The sequence below is a fragment of the Rhodococcus mengyinensis genome, assembly GCF_048381435.1.
GTDB lineage: Bacteria > Actinomycetota > Actinomycetes > Mycobacteriales > Mycobacteriaceae > Rhodococcus_F > Rhodococcus_F opacus_D.
The window spans coordinates 66,024-83,282 of the sequence record NZ_JBLWIT010000126.1; the positions used below are offsets into that span (position 1 = coordinate 66,024).

At 67.5% G+C, this 17,259-nt stretch carries 16 protein-coding genes; 5 read left to right on the forward strand and 11 right to left on the reverse strand.

Translation table 11 applies throughout. The features are described 5' to 3' along the window. The first annotated feature begins 32 nt into the window (after positions 1 to 32). Positions 33 to 443: a winged helix-turn-helix transcriptional regulator gene (locus tag ACNJ7E_RS29155; RefSeq protein WP_280779834.1), complete on the forward strand. Its 411-nt coding sequence runs from the start codon at positions 33 to 35 to the stop codon at positions 441 to 443. On the opposite strand, the gene ACNJ7E_RS29160 is transcribed toward ACNJ7E_RS29155, so the two are convergent. Next, entirely contained in the window at positions 436 to 885 is a 450-nt protein-coding gene (locus tag ACNJ7E_RS29160) for a DUF5709 domain-containing protein (protein WP_016882725.1), read from the reverse strand. The genes ACNJ7E_RS29155 and ACNJ7E_RS29160 overlap by 8 nt on opposite strands. A gap of 112 nt (positions 886 to 997) precedes the next feature. Beyond that, positions 998 to 2,398, reverse strand: coding sequence for a dihydrolipoyl dehydrogenase (gene lpdA, locus ACNJ7E_RS29165; protein WP_005251816.1), 1,401 nt, complete (start codon positions 2,396 to 2,398; stop codon positions 998 to 1,000). Positions 2,399 to 2,465: 67 nt separating this feature from the next. Between lpdA and ACNJ7E_RS29170 the strand changes: the two genes are divergently transcribed. Continuing rightward, positions 2,466 to 4,544 (forward strand): prolyl oligopeptidase family serine peptidase, encoded by a 2,079-nt coding sequence (locus ACNJ7E_RS29170; protein ID WP_418341611.1) that lies wholly within the window; start codon positions 2,466 to 2,468, stop codon positions 4,542 to 4,544. 39 nt (positions 4,545 to 4,583) lie between these two features. On the opposite strand, the gene ACNJ7E_RS29175 is transcribed toward ACNJ7E_RS29170, so the two are convergent. Both ACNJ7E_RS29175 and ACNJ7E_RS29180 read right to left on the reverse strand, forming a co-directional pair. Continuing rightward, positions 4,584 to 5,417: an alpha/beta hydrolase family protein gene (locus ACNJ7E_RS29175; RefSeq protein ID WP_005251814.1), complete on the reverse strand. Its 834-nt coding sequence runs from the start codon at positions 5,415 to 5,417 to the stop codon at positions 4,584 to 4,586. Between the two features lie 73 nt (positions 5,418 to 5,490). Continuing rightward, on the reverse strand, positions 5,491 to 6,534 hold the full coding sequence (locus ACNJ7E_RS29180) for an alpha/beta hydrolase (RefSeq protein WP_280779833.1): 1,044 nt from the start codon (positions 6,532 to 6,534) through the stop codon (positions 5,491 to 5,493). Between the two features lie 778 nt (positions 6,535 to 7,312). Here ACNJ7E_RS29180 and ACNJ7E_RS29185 point away from each other — a divergent pair. Beyond that, complete coding sequence (locus ACNJ7E_RS29185; protein ID WP_280779832.1) at positions 7,313 to 7,519, forward strand: PspC domain-containing protein; 207 nt, start codon at positions 7,313 to 7,315, stop codon at positions 7,517 to 7,519. Between the two features lie 217 nt (positions 7,520 to 7,736). Here the strand turns inward: ACNJ7E_RS29185 and groL are convergent, their stop codons facing one another. The 5 genes from groL to ACNJ7E_RS29210 all read right to left on the reverse strand — a co-directional run bounded on the left by groL (position 7,737) and on the right by ACNJ7E_RS29210 (position 12,973). Next, positions 7,737 to 9,362, reverse strand: coding sequence for a chaperonin GroEL (groL, locus tag ACNJ7E_RS29190; protein ID WP_005251801.1), 1,626 nt, complete (start codon positions 9,360 to 9,362; stop codon positions 7,737 to 7,739). Positions 9,363 to 9,591: 229 nt separating this feature from the next. Further along, positions 9,592 to 10,146, reverse strand: a complete 555-nt coding sequence (locus ACNJ7E_RS29195; protein ID WP_280779831.1) for a DUF6764 family protein — start codon at positions 10,144 to 10,146, stop codon at positions 9,592 to 9,594. A gap of 80 nt (positions 10,147 to 10,226) precedes the next feature. Next, entirely contained in the window at positions 10,227 to 11,006 is a 780-nt protein-coding gene (locus ACNJ7E_RS29200) for an HAD-IIA family hydrolase (protein ID WP_280779830.1), read from the reverse strand. A gap of 59 nt (positions 11,007 to 11,065) precedes the next feature. Next, positions 11,066 to 11,959 carry a universal stress protein gene (locus ACNJ7E_RS29205; protein WP_418341607.1) on the reverse strand — a complete coding sequence of 298 codons (894 nt, stop codon included), beginning with the start codon at positions 11,957 to 11,959 and terminating at the stop codon, positions 11,066 to 11,068. Between the two features lie 12 nt (positions 11,960 to 11,971). After that, positions 11,972 to 12,973 carry a zinc-binding alcohol dehydrogenase family protein gene (locus ACNJ7E_RS29210; RefSeq protein ID WP_418341612.1) on the reverse strand — a complete coding sequence of 334 codons (1,002 nt, stop codon included), beginning with the start codon at positions 12,971 to 12,973 and terminating at the stop codon, positions 11,972 to 11,974. Positions 12,974 to 13,121: 148 nt separating this feature from the next. Here ACNJ7E_RS29210 and ACNJ7E_RS29215 point away from each other — a divergent pair, with 148 nt between their 5' ends. Beyond that, positions 13,122 to 14,285, forward strand: coding sequence for a helix-turn-helix domain-containing protein (locus ACNJ7E_RS29215; RefSeq protein WP_280779828.1), 1,164 nt, complete (start codon positions 13,122 to 13,124; stop codon positions 14,283 to 14,285). An 85-nt stretch (positions 14,286 to 14,370) separates the two neighbouring features. Continuing rightward, positions 14,371 to 15,627 carry an NAD(P)/FAD-dependent oxidoreductase gene (locus ACNJ7E_RS29220; RefSeq protein WP_418341608.1) on the forward strand — a complete coding sequence of 419 codons (1,257 nt, stop codon included), beginning with the start codon at positions 14,371 to 14,373 and terminating at the stop codon, positions 15,625 to 15,627. A gap of 7 nt (positions 15,628 to 15,634) precedes the next feature. On the opposite strand, the gene ACNJ7E_RS29225 is transcribed toward ACNJ7E_RS29220, so the two are convergent. Together ACNJ7E_RS29225 and ACNJ7E_RS29230 are read right to left on the reverse strand one after the other, a co-directional pair. Then, positions 15,635 to 16,498, reverse strand: a complete 864-nt coding sequence (locus tag ACNJ7E_RS29225) for an alpha/beta fold hydrolase (protein ID WP_418341609.1) — start codon at positions 16,496 to 16,498, stop codon at positions 15,635 to 15,637. Between the two features lie 71 nt (positions 16,499 to 16,569). After that, positions 16,570 to 17,259: aromatic amino acid lyase (locus ACNJ7E_RS29230; protein WP_418341610.1), on the reverse strand; the 690-nt coding region annotated here is incomplete at its 5' end.

Below are 17,259 nucleotides of genomic sequence, written 5' to 3' on the forward strand. Positions count from 1 at the left end.
AGCACTTCCTTCATGTGGGGTAGGCTGGACGCATGTCCGAGCTCGCACAGCCAGCACAGGAAGCCGAGGACCCCACCCTCGAGGCCGACGTCTTTGCACGCAACTGCGCGTCGCGCGAGACCCTGCAGACCATCACCGGTCGCTGGGGGGTGCTCGCACTCGCGGCGCTGACCGAGGGGAACTACCGATTCAGCGCACTCCGCCGACGCGTCGACGGCGTCAGCGAGCGCATGCTGTCGCAGACGTTGCAGGCCCTCGAACGAGACGGCCTCGTCGTTCGCGAGGTGCTCGAGGCCATTCCGCCCAAAGTCGAATACAGCCTGACACCGCTCGGCGCCGAGGTCGGTTCACGCCTCATCGGCCTGATCGAACTGGTCGAATCGCGCGTGCCCGACGTTCAGGCAGCACAGGAGAAGTACGACGCCGGACGCGGCGTCAGCTGAGTTCGTCGAGTTCGGTTTCCTCGTCGACGATGTGGACCGCGGCCTCTTCGGCCGACGCCGCTCCCCCGTCGATGCCGATGTCGGACGCCACGAGGTCCTTCTCCTCGTCCTCGCCCACACCCTCGTCCTCCGCGACGAGCCGGCCCGACCGCAGCCGCCCGACCTCGTTGTCGTCGAGGATCTCCGCGTTGTCGTCGTCTTCCAGAGCCGGGTCCGGCTCCTCCTCCGCGAGCCGCTGATCGAGGGTCTCACCCTCGCGCTGCTCGGCGGCCGTCGTCCCGTACGCGTCGAGCCCGAGCGGCCTCTCCGGAGGCGAATAGCCCTCGTCGAGAACGTCGTCCACACCTCGGTCGACCAACGTGTCTTCCGGCTGCAACTGGTCCTCTTCGTCCAGGCTGTACTCGCCCTCGGATCCTTCTGGCGTGCTGTCCGGCATGGTCATCTTCCCCACGATGCCACCGGAACGGACACTTCGCCATCGGATCGCGGAAGCAACCCGGTGAGAAACGAGAAGGGCCCGCACAGAGACTGTGCGGGCCCTCTCGGTGTTCGGGTCAGAAGTTGATCATGTGCCCGGCGAGACCGTGGATGGCCTCCTGCAGGGCTTCGCTGAGCGTCGGGTGCGTGTGCACGTTCCGGGCCAGCTCGTTGACCGTGAGGTCCCACTTCTGCGCGAGGGTCAGCTCGGGCAGCAGCTCGGACACGTCCGGGCCGATGAGGTGTCCGCCGAGCAGTTCGCCGTACTTCTTGTCGGCGATCAGCTTGACGAAACCGGTCGGGTCACCGAGGCCGTGCGCCTTGCCGTTGGCGGTGAACGGGAACGTCGCGACCTTCACGTCGTACCCCTCGTCCTTGGCCTGCTGCTCGGTCAGACCGAAGCTCGCGACCTGCGGCTGGCAGAACGTGGCCCGCGGCATCATCCGGTAGTCCTCGATCGGCAGCGTCTCGACGCCGGCGATCGTCTCGGCGGCCACGACGCCCTGCGCCTCGGCGACGTGCGCCAGCTGCAGCTTCATCGTCACGTCACCGATGGCGTAGATGTGCGGCACCGACGTCTGCATCGTGTCGGTGATACCGATCGCACCACGATCGAGCTGCACGCCGGTCTTCTCGAGGCCGAAGCCCTCGACGCGGGGCGCGAATCCGACCGACTGCATCACCTTGTCGACCACGACGGTCTCGATGTCGCCGGACTTGTTGTTCTTGATCGAGACGGTGACCTTGCTGCCGTCGTCGTCGATGCTCTGGACGGCGGCACCGGTCTTGATCGTGACGCCGAGCTTCTTGTACTGCTTCTCGATCTCCTTGGAGACGTCCGCGTCCTCGTTGGGCAGCGCACGGTCGAGGAACTCGACGATCGTGACGTCCACTCCGTAGTTCTTCAGGACGTACCCGAACTCCATGCCGATCGCGCCGGCACCGACGATGAGGATCGACTCCGGGAGATCGCGGGTGAGGATCTGCTCCTCGTAGGTGACCACGTTCTCGCTGAGCGAGGTGCCCGGCAGCAGCTTGGTGGTGGAACCGGTGGCGATGATGGCGTTGTCGAACGTCACCGTCTCCGTCCCGCCCTTGGACAGCTCGACCGAGAGGGTGTTGGCGTCGGTGAACGACCCCTTGCCGTCGTACTCGGTGATCTTGTTCTTCTTCATCAAGAAGTGAACGCCCTTGACACGCCCGTCCGCGACCTTGCGGCTGCGGTCGTAGGCGGCGCCGAAATCGAAGGACGCCTCTCCCGAGATGCCGAACGTCTTGGCCTCTTTTGTGAAGAGATGCGCAAGTTCGGCATTGCGGAGAAGTGCCTTGGAGGGGATGCAGCCGACGTTCAGGCACACACCGCCCCAGTACTTCTGCTCGATGATGGCGGTGCTCAATCCCAGCTGTGCCGCGCGGATAGCAGCGACGTACCCACCGGGACCGGCTCCGAGGACAACGACGTCATAGTGTGAGGTCACGGTTGTTCAGGGTAGTCCCGTCCGGAATCGCTGTCTCCACGCGGTCGTATTACCCGCGAGTAGCCTCATCCGTCACACCTTTGCCGCCGCGACCAGGCACGACACCGCCTGCAAGAATGGCGCCATGACGGATCCCTTCCTCTGGCTCGAAGATGTCACCGCGGACCGCTCACTCGACTGGGTGCGGGAGCGCAACGCCCGCACTCTCGCCGAGTACACCGAGACCGCCGAGTTCTCCGCGCTCGAGAGCCGGATCCTGGACGTGCTCGACACGGACGACCGGATCCCCTACGCCGGCATGCGCGGCGAGTACCTGTACAACTTCTGGCGCGACGGCGACCACAAGCGCGGCATCTGGCGGCGCACCACGCTCGAGCAGTACCGCACCGAGAACCCCGAGTGGGACGTCCTGCTCGACGTCGACGCCCTCGCCGAACGGGAGGGCGAGAACTGGGTGTGGGCCGGGGCCAGCGTGCTGCGACCCGAGCAGTCGCGTGCCCTGCTGTCGTTCTCGCGTGGTGGCGCCGACGCGTCCGTGGTGCGCGAATTCGACATCGAGAAGCGCGAGTTCGTCGGCGGCGACCACGCATTCGACGTCCCCGAGGCGAAGACCAGCATCAGCTGGATCGACACGGACACCGTGTACGTCGGGACCGACTTCGGCGAAGGCTCGATGACCGATTCCGGCTACCCGAGAATCGCGAAGCGCTGGCATCGCGGCACCCCGCTCACCGAGGCGGTCACCGTCTTCGAGGGCGAGACCACCGACGTCTCCGTCGGCGCCTCGTACGACGACACACCCGGATACGCGCGGCACTTCGTCGGCCGGTCCATGGACTTCTACAATTCCGAGCGCTACCAGCTGCTCCCGGACGGCTCGAAGGTCCGGATCGACACACCCGACGACGCGGGCTCGTCCGTGTACCGCGACTGGCTGACCATCCGTCCGCGCACCGACTGGGACGTGGACGGCACCGTCTACCCGGCCGGGTCGCTGCTCGCCGTGAACTACGCCGACTTCCTCGCCGGGTCCCGCGAGCTGACGCCACTGTTCACCCCGGACGAGCACACGTCCCTCGAGCAGGGAACGTGGACCCGGAACCACCTCCTCCTCGTGCGACTGTCGGACGTGCAGACCAAGCTGTCGGTGCTCACACCGAACGACACCGGGTGGGAGGAGAAGCCTCTCGACGGCGTACCGGAACTCACGGCGAGCGGGATCATCAGCACCGACCCCCGCAACAGCGACAGCTTCTTCGTCAACTCCAGCGGATTCACGACACCGGCGACACTGCTGTACGGCACGGTCGGCGGACCGCTCGAACCCGTCAAGCAGGCGCCGTCGTTCTTCGACGCGGACGGCATGTCGGTGGCGCAGCACTTCGCGGTGTCCGACGACGGAACCGAGATCCCCTACTTCGTAGTGCGCCGTGACGACGTCACCGGACCCTGCCCCACCATGCTGTACGGATACGGCGGCTTCGAGAATTCGATGGTCCCGGGCTACAGCGGTTCGGTCGGGTTCGCGTGGCTCGAACGCGGTGGCGCGTACGTGGTGGCGAACATCCGCGGCGGCGGCGAGTACGGCCCGTCGTGGCACACCCAGGCGGTGCGGGAGGGTCGCCACAAGGCGTTCGAGGACTTCGCCGCGGTCGCTCGCGATCTCGTGGCCCGGGGCATCACGACGTCGAAGCAGCTCGGGATCCAGGGCGGCAGCAACGGCGGGCTCCTCATGGGTGTCATGCTCACCCGCTACCCGGAACTGTTCGGGGCGATCGTGTGCCAGGTTCCGCTCCTCGACATGAAGCGGTACCACCTGCTGCTCGCCGGGGCGTCGTGGATGGCCGAGTACGGCGATCCGGACAACCCGGACGACTGGAAGTTCATCAGCGAGTACTCGCCGTATCAGAACACCGACGCGACCGCGGACTACCCGCCGATCCTCGTCACCACGTCCACCCGCGACGACCGCGTCCACCCCGGCCACGCCCGCAAGATGACGGCACTGCTCGAGGAACAGGGCCACGAGGTCTGGTATTACGAGAACATCGAGGGCGGGCACGGCGGGGCCGCGGACAACGCACAGGCCGCATTCAAATCGGCGCTCACGTTCACGTTCCTGTGGGAGCAGCTCACCCGCCCGTGAGTACTTATTAACCGCGGGCGGTTAATAAGTACTCACGGGTCAGGTGTGGTCGTGGATCCACTCGACGATCCGGTCGACGGTGCCGGCGGGGTCGCGGATCCACCCGTTGTGCCCCAGCGGCTGCGGCTGGTGCCACAGCGTGACATCGGCGTTGGGGAGCTTCGCGAGGAGGTTTTTCGCCGAGGACTCCGGCGCCAGATCGTCTCCTTCGACGGTCACGGACAGCACCGGCAATTTCAGCCGGGCGATGCGTTCCTCGTAGTCGATGTCGGCGCCGTCGGGTTCGATCCTGCCGGTGCGGGCGAATCGCGACCAGTCCGTGATCAGCGCCTTCGACTGCCGCCCGAACCCGCCGATGTCGAGTTTGTCGCCGGGCCAGAACCCCGCAAGGTTGGCCGTCATCGACATCGCCGCGGCGCCCACCAGCATCCGCGGGGCATGGATGCCGGGGAACCCCCGGTGATACGGCGACCCGGACGCGACGAGCACGATCCCGCCGAGCCGGCCGCGGATCCGGGCCGCGTACATCACACCGAGCTGACCCCCCATGCTGTGTCCCAGCAGGAAGGGCGTGGCGGCGGGAAAGCGCTCCCGCACCACCTCGAAGATCGCGGGGAAGTCGAGGGCCACCAGTTCGTGGTAGCCGTACGTGCTGGCGCTGCTCGGACGGGGACGGCTGTCGCCCTGGCCACGGAGTTCGCCGATCGCCGCGTTGAACCCCCGGGACACGAGCTCCTCGGCGAAGGGTTCGTAGTAGCCGGCGGGAATTCCCAGGCCGGGAAACACCACGATGACGGGGGCCTCGTCCGGGCCGGGAAACAGGCGTACCGGAGTGGTGGTTCCGTCGGGCATCTGGATCGGTACTGTCTCCACTTCGTCAGACTAGACGGCTCGACCCCCGCAGATCCGGGATCTGCGGGGGTCGAGTCTCTTCCGAGACCGGTGTTTACAGGCCGATCGACGCAGCGAGCATCGGCCACGACTTGTGCAGGTCTTCTTCCCAGTAGGACCACGAATGCGTGCCGACGGGCCGGAAGTCGAACGTGGCGGGAATCTGCAGTTCGTTCAGCTTGTCCGCGAGGGCGTGGGTGCACTGGTTGGTGGCCGCCTCGATGGCGCCGCCGAGGAGGATCTGGTTGGCGAGCGTTCCGACGTCGCCGTTGATCCCGGGTCCGTTCAGCTGGTCGCCGGGCCCGGGCAGTCCGGATCCGTTGCTGACGTAGATGTCGAGTCCGCGCAGCTTCTCCGCGTTGACGTACGGGTCGTTGGCCGTCCAGCCGGGGCCGTCTTCCGGCCCCCACATGTTGGAGGTGTCGCCGCCGCCGCGGCCCTCGACGACCAGCTGTACGTACGTGCGGCCGGGGTCCGTGCTGGTCATCGCGCAGCCGCTGTAGGCGCCGACGCTCTCGTACAGGCCCGGAGCCGACTGTGCCAGGCTCAGCACCGAACTACCCGCCATCGAGATACCGGCGATCGAGTTGACGCCGTTGGTGCCGAGCGCGGAGTCGACGATCGGCGGAAGTTCCTGCGTGAGGAACGTCGTCCACTTGTTGTTGCCCAGTTCAGGGTCGGTCTGCTCCCAGTCCGTGTAGTAACTGAACGCGCCCTCCATGGGCGTGACCACGTTGACGTTCTTGTCAGCGAAGAAATCGACGACATCGGTCCTGGCCTGCCACGTGGCGGAGTCCTCGCCGCCGCCCGCCCCGTTGAGCAGGTACAGCGTGGGCCTCGGCTCGCTCGTGTCCGCGGGGGTGATGACCCGCAGCGGGATCTCCCGGTCCATGGAGGCCGAGTACACCTGCATGGTCAACTGCCGGTCGTCGATCTCGTCGGTGCTCACCAGGTGGGAACCACTGTCCGCGACAGTGGCGTCTCCGGTCGGATCGGCGGAAGCGGACGCCTGGACTCCGAGGCACGGAATCGCCGCCGTCAGGGCGACCGCGAGTGCAAGCCGCACCCCGTACCTACCCGCTGCAGTGCGGTTGACCATCGTTCTCCTTCGCTGCGACGTCACCTGCCCGACTCCGAAGAGGCGAGAGCTGGAGCCCACATGATGTCATGTGGGCTCCAGCTCTCGTCGAGAAGTGGGGTCGAAACGGGGGTGTCCCTATTCCGCGACGGACCCGATGAAGTCGATCAGTGTGGTGAGCGCTTCGAGCAGAGTCAGAAAGCTGTCGGACATAGTATTACTCCTTTTCGACGCAGTGGATTTCGAACTTCCCCCCGCGATCAGGGGCTCCGTCATTTGTACCCGAGTTTTCTCCTCGAATAAGCACAAAGTGGTAAACATTTGCGATCGTTGACTTAACGACGAACCCGCAAATCAGTACTGGCTACTTCTCAATTATCTGCAGAGCATGCCTATCTAGCTGGGGATATGCGATGGATACGATCTCCGAATCCACGTTCTCGTAATCGAATAGCGACGGAACATACCTCACTGCATTGTTTCCGGACTTTTTCTTGTCGCCGCCCTTGAATTCCCCCGCGGAGTAACGAGGCGTGAACGAATTCGAACATCCCTTCTTTGCCCCGGTGAACGCATCGATTTGTCTCGAATCAGCAATTCGATGGCAAAATTTTCCATTGTCACATCGAATTGACACGAAGTGTGGGATATCGAGTTTTTCGGCGCGGCGCGCCACGGGAGACGCCGAACCGACGCGCGGCCTCCGGCGGTATGGAGCGGGCACTCAGGGTCGAAGACCAGGGTCGAGATCGGGGAACATCCCGATGTGCCGGCAGATGCCGCCGAACAGAATGGACGCATGACATTCGACAGCAACACTCCCCGCCAGTTCACCCGTTCCGACAACCAGAAGGTGCTCGCAGGCGTCTGCGGCGGCATCGCCGAATACTTCTCGGTGGACGTCAACCTCGTCCGACTGCTCACCGTGGTCGCCACGCTGGTCACCGGCGGCACCGCGGCCCTCGTCTACCTCGCCGCCTGGATGCTGATGCCGGCCGGACACTGACACAGGCGGCAGCAGCCGAAAGCACTGTGGCCGTGGAACGATTCCACGGCCACAGCCGACACGAGATCTACCGACGCGCACACGGGAAGGGGCGGGTCACCGACAAGAAAGAGCCCGGGACACCAGATGGTGTCCCGGGCTCTTTGAGCACTTCGTGCCCGTGAGTGGCGGGCGAGTCCGAGGACTCCTCGACCACTCACGGGAGGCGTAGCCGCCTTTAGAAGTCCATACCGCCCATGCCGCCGGTCGGGTCGCCCACGGGCGCTCCGGCCTTCTCCGGCTTGTCGGCGACGACGGCCTCGGTCGTCAGGAACAGAGCCGCGATGGACGCTGCGTTCTGCAGCGCGGAGCGGGTGACCTTGACCGGGTCGTTGATGCCGGCTTCGAGCAGGTCGCCGTACTCGTTGGTCGAGGCGTTGAGGCCGTGACCTGCGGGCAGGTTGCGAACCTTCTCGGCAACGACGCCGGGCTCGAGGCCCGCGTTGAAGGCGATCTGCTTCAGCGGTGCTTCGAGGGCGACGCGAACGATGTTCGCACCGGTGGCCTCGTCACCTTCGAGCTTCAGGTCGTCGAGCGCGGGAGCCGACTGCAGCAGAGCCACGCCACCACCGGCGACGATGCCCTCTTCGACGGCAGCCTTGGCGTTACGCACGGCATCTTCGATGCGGTGCTTGCGCTCCTTGAGCTCCACCTCGGTGGCAGCGCCGGCCTTGATGACTGCAACGCCACCGGCCAGCTTGGCCAGGCGCTCCTGCAGCTTCTCGCGGTCGTAGTCGGAGTCGCTGTTCTCGATCTCGGCGCGGATCTGCGACACGCGACCGGCGATGGCCTCGGGGTCTCCCGCGCCTTCGACGATGGTGGTCTCGTCCTTGGTGATGACGACCTTGCGTGCCTGGCCGAGCAGCTCGAGTCCAGCGGTCTCCAGGGAGAGGCCGACCTCTTCGCTGATGACCTCGCCACCGGTGAGGATGGCGATGTCGGCGAGCTGAGCCTTGCGACGGTCACCGAAGCCGGGGGCCTTGACGGCCACGGACTTGAAGGTGCCACGGATCTTGTTGACCACCAGGGTGGACAGGGCTTCGCCCTCGACGTCCTCGGCGATGATGACCAACGGCTTGCCGGACTGGATGACCTTCTCCAGCAGCGGCAGCAGGTCCTTGACCGTGGAGATCTTGGAGCTCACGAGCAGGATGTACGCGTCCTCGAGGACTGCTTCCTGACGCTCCGGGTCGGTGGCGAAGTACGCCGAGATGTAGCCCTTGTCGAAGCGCATACCCTCGGTGAGCTCGAGCTGCAGGCCGAAGGTGTTGGACTCCTCGACCGTGATGACGCCTTCCTTGCCGACCTTGTCCATGGCCTCGGCGATGAGCTCGCCGATGGACGGGTCGCCTGCGGAGATACCAGCGGTAGCAGCGATCTGCTCCTTGGTGTCGATCTCCTTGGCGGTCTCGAGCAGACGCACGGTGACGGCCTCGACGGCCTTCTCGATGCCGCGCTTCAGACCCAGCGGGTTGGCGCCGGCAGCGACATTGCGGAGACCCTCACGGACGAGAGCCTGGGCGAGAACGGTAGCGGTGGTGGTTCCGTCGCCGGCGACGTCGTCAGTCTTCTTGGCGACCTCCTTGACCAGCTCGGCACCGATCTTCTCGTAGGGGTCCTCGAGCTCGATCTCCTTGGCGATGGAAACACCATCGTTGGTGATCGTGGGGGCGCCCCACTTCTTCTCGAGCACGACGTTGCGACCCTTGGGGCCCAACGTCACCTTGACTGCGTCGGCGAGGGCGTTGAGTCCCCGCTCGAGGCCGCGACGGGCCTCTTCGTCGAACGCGATGATCTTGGCCATTGCGAAGTGATCCTCCGGATTGGGGGTGACACACAAGGCGACCGCTAGTCGGGTCGCCTCATTTACGCCTTCGGCCGAGTTCGGTGCCCGCGACGGACGACCAGGGGTGTCTTTGGTTCCCGGTCTCACCGTCCCGACCTGGCACTCACGCGTCGTGAGTGCCAAGTGCATTTTTAGCACTCGGACAGGGTGAGTGCAAGGTCGGGACGGAACCGGTGAGCCCGGGCGATCAGCGCATCGCGCAGACCTGGCCGGTGTTCACGTTGAACGCGAGGGACAGGGCACCGACGCAGTCGACGCCGTTCGCGTCGGCAGTCGCGCCCGAACCCCAGCCGGCGATCGCGACGGTGGTGGTGCCGTCGGCCGCACCGGAGCGAGCGATGCCGCCGCCGAGCGCGAGGGCGTAGGCCTGACCCGAGCCGGTCGACGCACCGAGCGACGTTCCGTATCCGTTGGCGTACGTGGTGGCGCCGCTGTGTCCGTTGGCGACACTCACCGCGGTGCCGCTGTCCGCGGCCATCGCGTGGGCGACGCCGGCTTCGGACGCCTTGGCGCCGCAACTCGCGGTGTCCGACACCTGGACGTCGTTGGCCGACGGCGGGGAGACACAGTTGACGGGGGCGGCACCGGCGACGCCTGCACCAGCCACCGAAATTCCCGCCGCGACGCCCAGACCCACGGCCATCGCCGCTCCCACACGTGCCAGCCGTCGGCCGAACAGAGACGAGATACGAGTACGAGATGCCGAGGCGGTCGAGGTGACGGGCGTGGAGACAGCGAGCATGGAAGCTCCTTCTGGGAACGACGAATTGGAGGATTCGCCGCGAGAGTACCCGCTCACGGCCGGTTAGTCCCGGACCGCGGTCAGGCGAGTTCGTCGAGGAGCTTCGGCAGCTGCGCGACCGAGTCGACGACGTGGTCCGGTCGCTGCGGGGCGAGGTCCAGAATCGACTGGCGGAACTTGCCCGTCCGCACCAGCACGCCGGTCAGTCCCACCCGCTGTGCGGCCAGGACGTCATTCGTCAGGTCGTCACCGACCATGACCGTCACGTCCGGTTCCGTGCCCATCAGATCGGTGGCGGTGAGGAACGCCGCGAGCGACGGCTTGCCCACCGAGACGACGTTGGTTCCCGCGACCTCCTCCATGCCGGGGAGGTAGGTGCCCGTGTCGATGCGCAGCCCGTCATGGGTGGCCCATGTGGTGCCCCGGTGCATCGCGACGACGGGGACGCCGTCGAGCATCAGCTCGACCACGCGGCTCAGAGCGTCGTGGGTGAATTCCGGCCCGGCGCCACCGAGGATCACCACCTCGGGGTCCTCGTCGTCCAGTTCGATCCCGGACAGATCGGCTGTGATGTCGCCGCTGTTGAGGACCCAGGCCCGCGACCCGGGGTAGGTCGACCGGACGTATTCGGCGGTGAGCCGGGCCGCCGTGACGATCTCTCCGGAGTCGGCCTCGATGCCCGCCGACCGCAGGGCGTCGGCGATCTCGTCGCACGTCCGGGACGTCGTGTTGGTGAGGTAGGCGCACGCGAGTCCGCGCTCGCGCACCTCCCGCACCGCGGCGACGGCACCGTCGATCGGATGCCACGAAGTAACCAGCACCCCGTCGATATCGAGCAGGACACCCTCGACCCCAGCCATGACAGGAGCCTATCCGCGCGGCTCGGACGGTGTCACTGCCGAGCCCGGCTCGGACGGTGTCACTGCCGAGCCCGGCAGACGAGGACGGGGCAGGGTGCGTGGTGCACCAGATTCTGGCTGACGGATCCGAGCAGGGCACCCATCACTTTGCCCCGGCCGTGGCTTCCGACCACCAGCAGCTGCGCCGTCGTCGCGTGCCGCAGGAGGACGTCGGCGGACACCCCCTGTGTCGTCACCTCGTTCACCGGCACGTCCGGGTACTCGTCCCGGATGCCGGCGAGGCATTCGGACACGACGGCCTTCTCCCCTTCCTCGTAGGCGGTCCAGTCCACGTACTTCGACGCATGGGCGAGGCCGTGCTGCTTCTCGCCGCTCCACGCGTGCACCACGTCCAGACCGACGTCGAACGCGGACGCGAGCGCGAAAGCCTCCTCGACGGCCTTCTCGCTGACCTGGCTGCCGTCGACGCCGACGACGATCGGGCGGGTGTCCGGTGAGGCCGTCGTGGACGCTCCCCGGACGACCGCGACCGGGCTGTGCGCGTGGTTGACCGTCCGGAGCACCGTGGACCCGAGGAGGTAGTCGGTGACCGCGCCGGCGCCCTGCGCGCCGAGCGCCACTATCCGCGCCGCCCTCGACAACTCGATCAGGTGGGACGCCGCCGTCCCGGATCGGACGTCGCGCTCGACGGCGAGTCCGGGGTGGTCCTGCAGGACGGCGGCGGTGGTGGCGTCGAGCATCGAGTTGCCGTCCTCGCGCAGTTCCTGGATGAACTGGGCGTCGATCATCATCGCGGTGCCGTTGTAGAACGTGGCCTCGTCCGGGTAGGTGTGGGCGAGCAGGAGTGGGGCGTCGAGCCGGACCGCCGTGCCCGCGGCCCAGCGCGCCGCGTCGAGCGCGGCGCGTGAACCATCGACACCGACGACCACGGGCGCCCCTGCATGTTCGCTCATATCTCTCTCCCTCTAAGACTCGAGAACTGCTGCACCGCTGAACTTTCCGCCGGCCAGGTCGCGCAGGGCCCGGTCGGCGCGGTCGAGTGGGTACGGGTGGATGTCGATACTCAGCCGGTGTTCCGCTGCGATGCGCAGGAATTCGACGGAATCCGAACGGGTATTGGCGGTGACGCTGCGGATCTGCCGTTCCCGGAACAGATGCCTCTGGTACTCGAGCGCGGGAATGTCGGTGAGGTGGATCCCCGCGACGGCGAGGGTGCCGCCGTCGGCGAGCGCCTCCATGGCGACGGGCACCAGATCGCCGACCGGCGCGAACAGAATCGCGGAGTCGAGGGGTTCGGGCGGCACGTCGCGCACACCCTGCACGGACGTCGCCCCGAGTCGCTGCGCCAGCGCACGGGCCTCCGCCCCACGCGTCATGACGTGCACGCGGGCGCCGCGGATCGACGCGACCTGGGCGGTGAGGTGCGCGCTGCCACCGAACCCGTAGAGGCCCAGTGCGCCGCCGTCGGGGACCGCGGCACGTTCGAGTGCGCGGTAGCCGATGATCCCGGCGCACAGCAGGGGTGCGAGTTCGGTGTCCGAGTAGCCCTCCGGCAGGTGCAGCGCGTAGTCGGCCGGGACCGTCGCGAATTCGGCGTATCCGCCGTCCGCATCCCAACCCGTGTACTGCGACTGCCTGCACAGGTTCTCCGAACCGCGCAGGCAGGCCGCGCAACGTCCGCAGGTGTGACGCAGCCAGGCGATTCCCACCCGGTCGCCGACAGCGAAGGAACCCGACACCGAATCACCCAGTGCGGCAACCTCCCCCACCACCTCGTGGCCGGGAATCACCCGGGGCCGGTGCACGGGCAGATCCCCTTCGGTCACGTGCAGGTCGGTGCGGCACACTCCGCACGCCAGCACCTTCACGAGAAGTTCGCCCGGTCCCGGCCCGGGAACGGTCTCGCGTCCGAGTTCCAGCGGGTGGCCCGCGACGGGGCCCGGCGCGACCACGCGCCACGCGGCCATCGTTCCGGTTCCGCCCTGCGCCGCCGCCATACCCCCCACAATGCCCGTGTGAGGTGGCCACCGCCAGGACCCGGAAGCCCGTGTCTCGAGGACACGGTGTCGCGGCGAAGACCGGGCCGGACCGTTCCCGGCAACTAGGCTCCCAGACATGGACCTGCGCGGTGAAGACCTGTTCACGGTGGCGGGGTCGCTGGCCGAGCTGATCGGTGCGCCGATCACGATCGAGGACGAGAACTCGACGGTTCTGGCCTATTCGAGCGGCGAGCAGGCCGTGGACCAAGCCCGCATCGAGACCATTCTGGGACGGCAGGTGCCCGGGAAGTACCGGCAACTCCTCGCGGACGCCGGTGTCTTCGAGCGCCTGCACCGCGACACCGACGTCTTCTACGTGGACATGCGGATGCCGAACATGACTCCCCGAGCGGTGATCGCGGTGCGGGACGCGGGACGGTCGGTCGGGTCCATTTGGGCGGCGATGACGTCCGCCCCCACTCCGGAACAGGAATCGATCCTGCGGTCCGCGGTGCCGGTCGTCGCCGAACACATCGCGGCGGAGCGCGAACGGGTGGACGTGACGCGCCGGATGCAGGTGGATCGGGTGCGTGCGCTGATCAACGGCGGCGAGCCCGCCTTCCGCGCCGCCGACGACCTCCGGCTGGAGGGAAGGCTGACCGTCGCGGCGGCCGCCCCGGTCGCGATCGGGCGCTCGCTGCCATCCGGTTTGCTCGCTTCCCTCGGCCTGTACCTCGACACGTTGGCGGTCGATTCGGTCGCCGCCCAGCTCGACGACGTCATCTATGTGGTCATCGCCGCGTCGGAGAAGGACGTCCGGCGCCTCGCCGAGAATTTCCTCGGTCGCGCCCGCAGCGGGGCGGCGTTCGTGGTCGCCGTCGGACGCGAAGTGACCACGGCCAGCCAGGCTCACCTGTCGCGAGGGGACGCCGATCGGGTTCTCACCGTCCTGCAGCACGCCCGGTCCGGCGGTGTCGTCGGGACGATGCGGGACAGTCTCGCGTCCGTGCTGGCGTTGCGTGTGGCAGACATCTTCGACGGCCTCGGCGAGCTCACCCCACTCGCCGCGCTCACCCGGCACGACGAGCAGCACGGGACCGATCTCGTGGCTACGGCCCGCGCCTTTCTCGCCTACGGCGGCGACGTCGCCGATGCGGCCGCCGCGCTGCACGTGCACCCCAACACGCTGAGGAACCGGCTGCGACGCTGCGTCGATTCGTGCGACGTGGACCTGTCCGACGCGGACACCCGGCTCATCCTGATGTTGCATCTGAAGCTGACAGGACTGCGGGGCATGTGACCCCTGGCCGATTGCACAGGGGGCACTGTCGGGGACTGGCCGAACGGCTACTCCCCCGGCGCCGTCGCCGACCCATGATGGAGTCATGAGCACAGTGCAGCGCCCTGACCATGTCGCGATCGTCGGAGCAGGCGTCGTCGGATTGTCCACGGCGTGGTTCCTCCAGGAGCGCGGCGTGCGCGTCACGGTCGTCGATCGTGAGAGTGTCGCGTCGGACGCGTCCTGGGGCAACGCGGGTTGGCTCGCACCGGCATTGACGCTGCCGCTGCCCGAGCCCGCCGTGTTGAAGTACGGGCTGCGCGCAATGCTGAATCCGTCGTCGCCGGTCTACGTTCCCTTCACGACCGATCTGCGCCTGGTGCGTTTCCTCGTCGGCTTCGCCCGGCACTGCACGCCCTCCCGGTGGGAGGACGCGATGAAGGTGTACGCCGAGGTCAACCGGATCTCCCTGGGCGCCTACGACGAACTCGCGGACGGCGGCGTGCGGGAGCACACGCATCTCGCCGACCCGTTCCTCACCGCGTTCAAGTCGGACGAGGACCGCGAAGCGCTCGTCGACGAGTTCCGTCACGTCGAGGCCGCGGGCGGCGAGGTCGAATACGACCGCGTCGACAGGGACGAGATCCACTCTCTCGAGCCGAGTCTCGGCAATGGCGTGCACTCCGGTCTGAGGCTGCGCAACCAGCGCTTCATCGATCCGCCGCGCTTCGTGCACTCACTCGCCGACGCCGTCCGGGCCCGTGGCGGCGACATCAGGTCCGGTTTCGACGTGGCCAGTGTGCAGGATCGGGGACAGTCCGGGGTCAGCCTGGTCTCGGCCACCGGCGACGCTGTCGCCGCCGATGCCGTCGTCATCGCCAGCGGCGCACGCCTCAATGCTCTCGCCCGCCCGTTCGGTGTCCGCGCCCTGGTGCAGGCCGGCCGCGGCTACAGCTTCAGCGTCCAGCCCGAGCAGATGCCGAAGAACCCGATCTACTTCCCCACGCAGCGAGTGGCGTGCACCCCGCTGCACGACCGTTTCCGTGTCGCCGGAATGATGGAATTCCGCAGTCCCGACGCGCCTCTCGACCCGCGTCGGGTCCGGGCGATCATCGAGGCCGCGACGCCCATGTTCACCGGCATCGACTGGGAATCGCGTCAGGAGGAGTGGGTCGGATCCCGGCCCTGCACCACCGACGGACTTCCGCTCGTCGGCGCCACCCGCTCCCCCCGCGTGCACGTGGCGGGCGGTCACGGAATGTGGGGCATCGCCTTGGGCCCGCTCACCGGGCGCATGATGGCCGACTCCATGACCGGCGGCGAGGTTCCCGGCGTCATGCGGCATTTCGACCCGCTGCGCTGAGCGCGGCTCACGAACGGGCTGCCCAGAATCTGCGCAGTTCGACGACCAGTTCGCGCGCACGTTCGTCGGGGAAGAACAACTTGCCACCCCGGATCTCCACGACTTCCCGTGCTCCCGGGATGAGGTCGCGCAGCCAGTAGGCCCACTTCGTCCGGAAGAACACGTCCCCGGTTCCCCACACGACGAGTGTGGGTACCTCGAGTGCCGCGAGGTCCGACTCGACCGCGAGTAGGTCGCGTGGATGGAGGGACGCGATCCAGCGCTGGAACAGCAATGCCCGGTCGTGGGTGCCGAGCAGCGGCTCGACGTACGACGCCACGACTTCCTCCGGCAGTGATCGCACGTTCTGATACCCACTGCCGTACAACAACTTACGAGCCCTCGACACATTCCTCGCCAGCGGTCGCGCAATCCGGGCGAGCAGTCCCGCCCGGGCGAGCAGCACGGCGGGAAGGAATGCCTTCGGCGGCACGTTGTCATGGGTTTCGCAGTTCGTCAACGTCAGCGACGACAACCTGTCGGGGTGCCGGGCCGCGAAGATCTGCGCGACCGCTCCGCCGGTGTCGTTGGCAACCACGTCGACCTCGAGCAGCCCCAGGGCGTCGCACGTGGCCGCGACGACGTCGGCGAGCGCGCCCAGCGTGAAGTCCTGATCGGGCGCGGCGGGGGTGTGACCGTGCAGCGGAAGATCGAGGGCGACGCACCGTCTTTCGCCCTCGAGCTGACGGATCACGTTGCGCCAGAGGTAGCCGGAGGTCCCGACGCCGTGGATGAAGAACGCCACACGGCCGGTGCCGGAATCGAGGTAGCTGACCGGACCACGGTCCGTGTCGACGGTCTTCCTGCGTGTGTCGAACTCCGCGAGAGTCATGAGGACCATCTCCTGCATTCCACGGTAGTTCGCAAGCCTCGAGACATCAACGGGGCCGTCGAGCGCCCCGGTCAGTCCAGCTTTCCCACCACCGACTCCGCGCTCGCGACCAGCGCGCCGGACGAGGCGAGGATGACCGCGGCCTCGATCTCCGGCGCGAGGTGACGATCGGCCCCCGGTCCGGCGACGTGCTCGCGGATCGTGTCCCGCACCGCACCCGTCGCCGGCGACGGTGCCAGCGGGGCACGCAGGTCGAGCGCACGAGCGGCCGTCAACGCCTCGATCGCGAGTACCCGGGTCAGTCCGTCGATCGCCCGGCGCAGCTTCCGGGCCGCCGACCAGCCCATCGACACGTGATCCTCCTGCATCGCCGACGACGGAATCGAGTCCACACTCGCCGGCGCCGCCAGCCGCTTCAGCTCCGAGACGATCGCGGCCTGGGTGTACTGGGCGATCATGTGGCCGCTGTCCACCCCGGGGTCGTCGGCCAGGAACGGGGGCAGCCCGTGATTGCGGGCGACGTCGAGGAAGCGGTCGGTGCGACGCTCACTCATGCTCGCCACGTCCGCGACGACGATCGCCAGAAAGTCCAGCACGTACCCGACCGGCGCCCCGTGGAAATTGCCGTTCGACTCCACCCGCCCGTCCAGCGTCACCACCGGATTGTCGACGGCGCTCGCCAGTTCCCACGACGCCACCCGCTCGGCGTGCGCGAGCGTGTCCCGCGCCGCCCCGGCGACCTGCGGGGCGCACCGCAACGA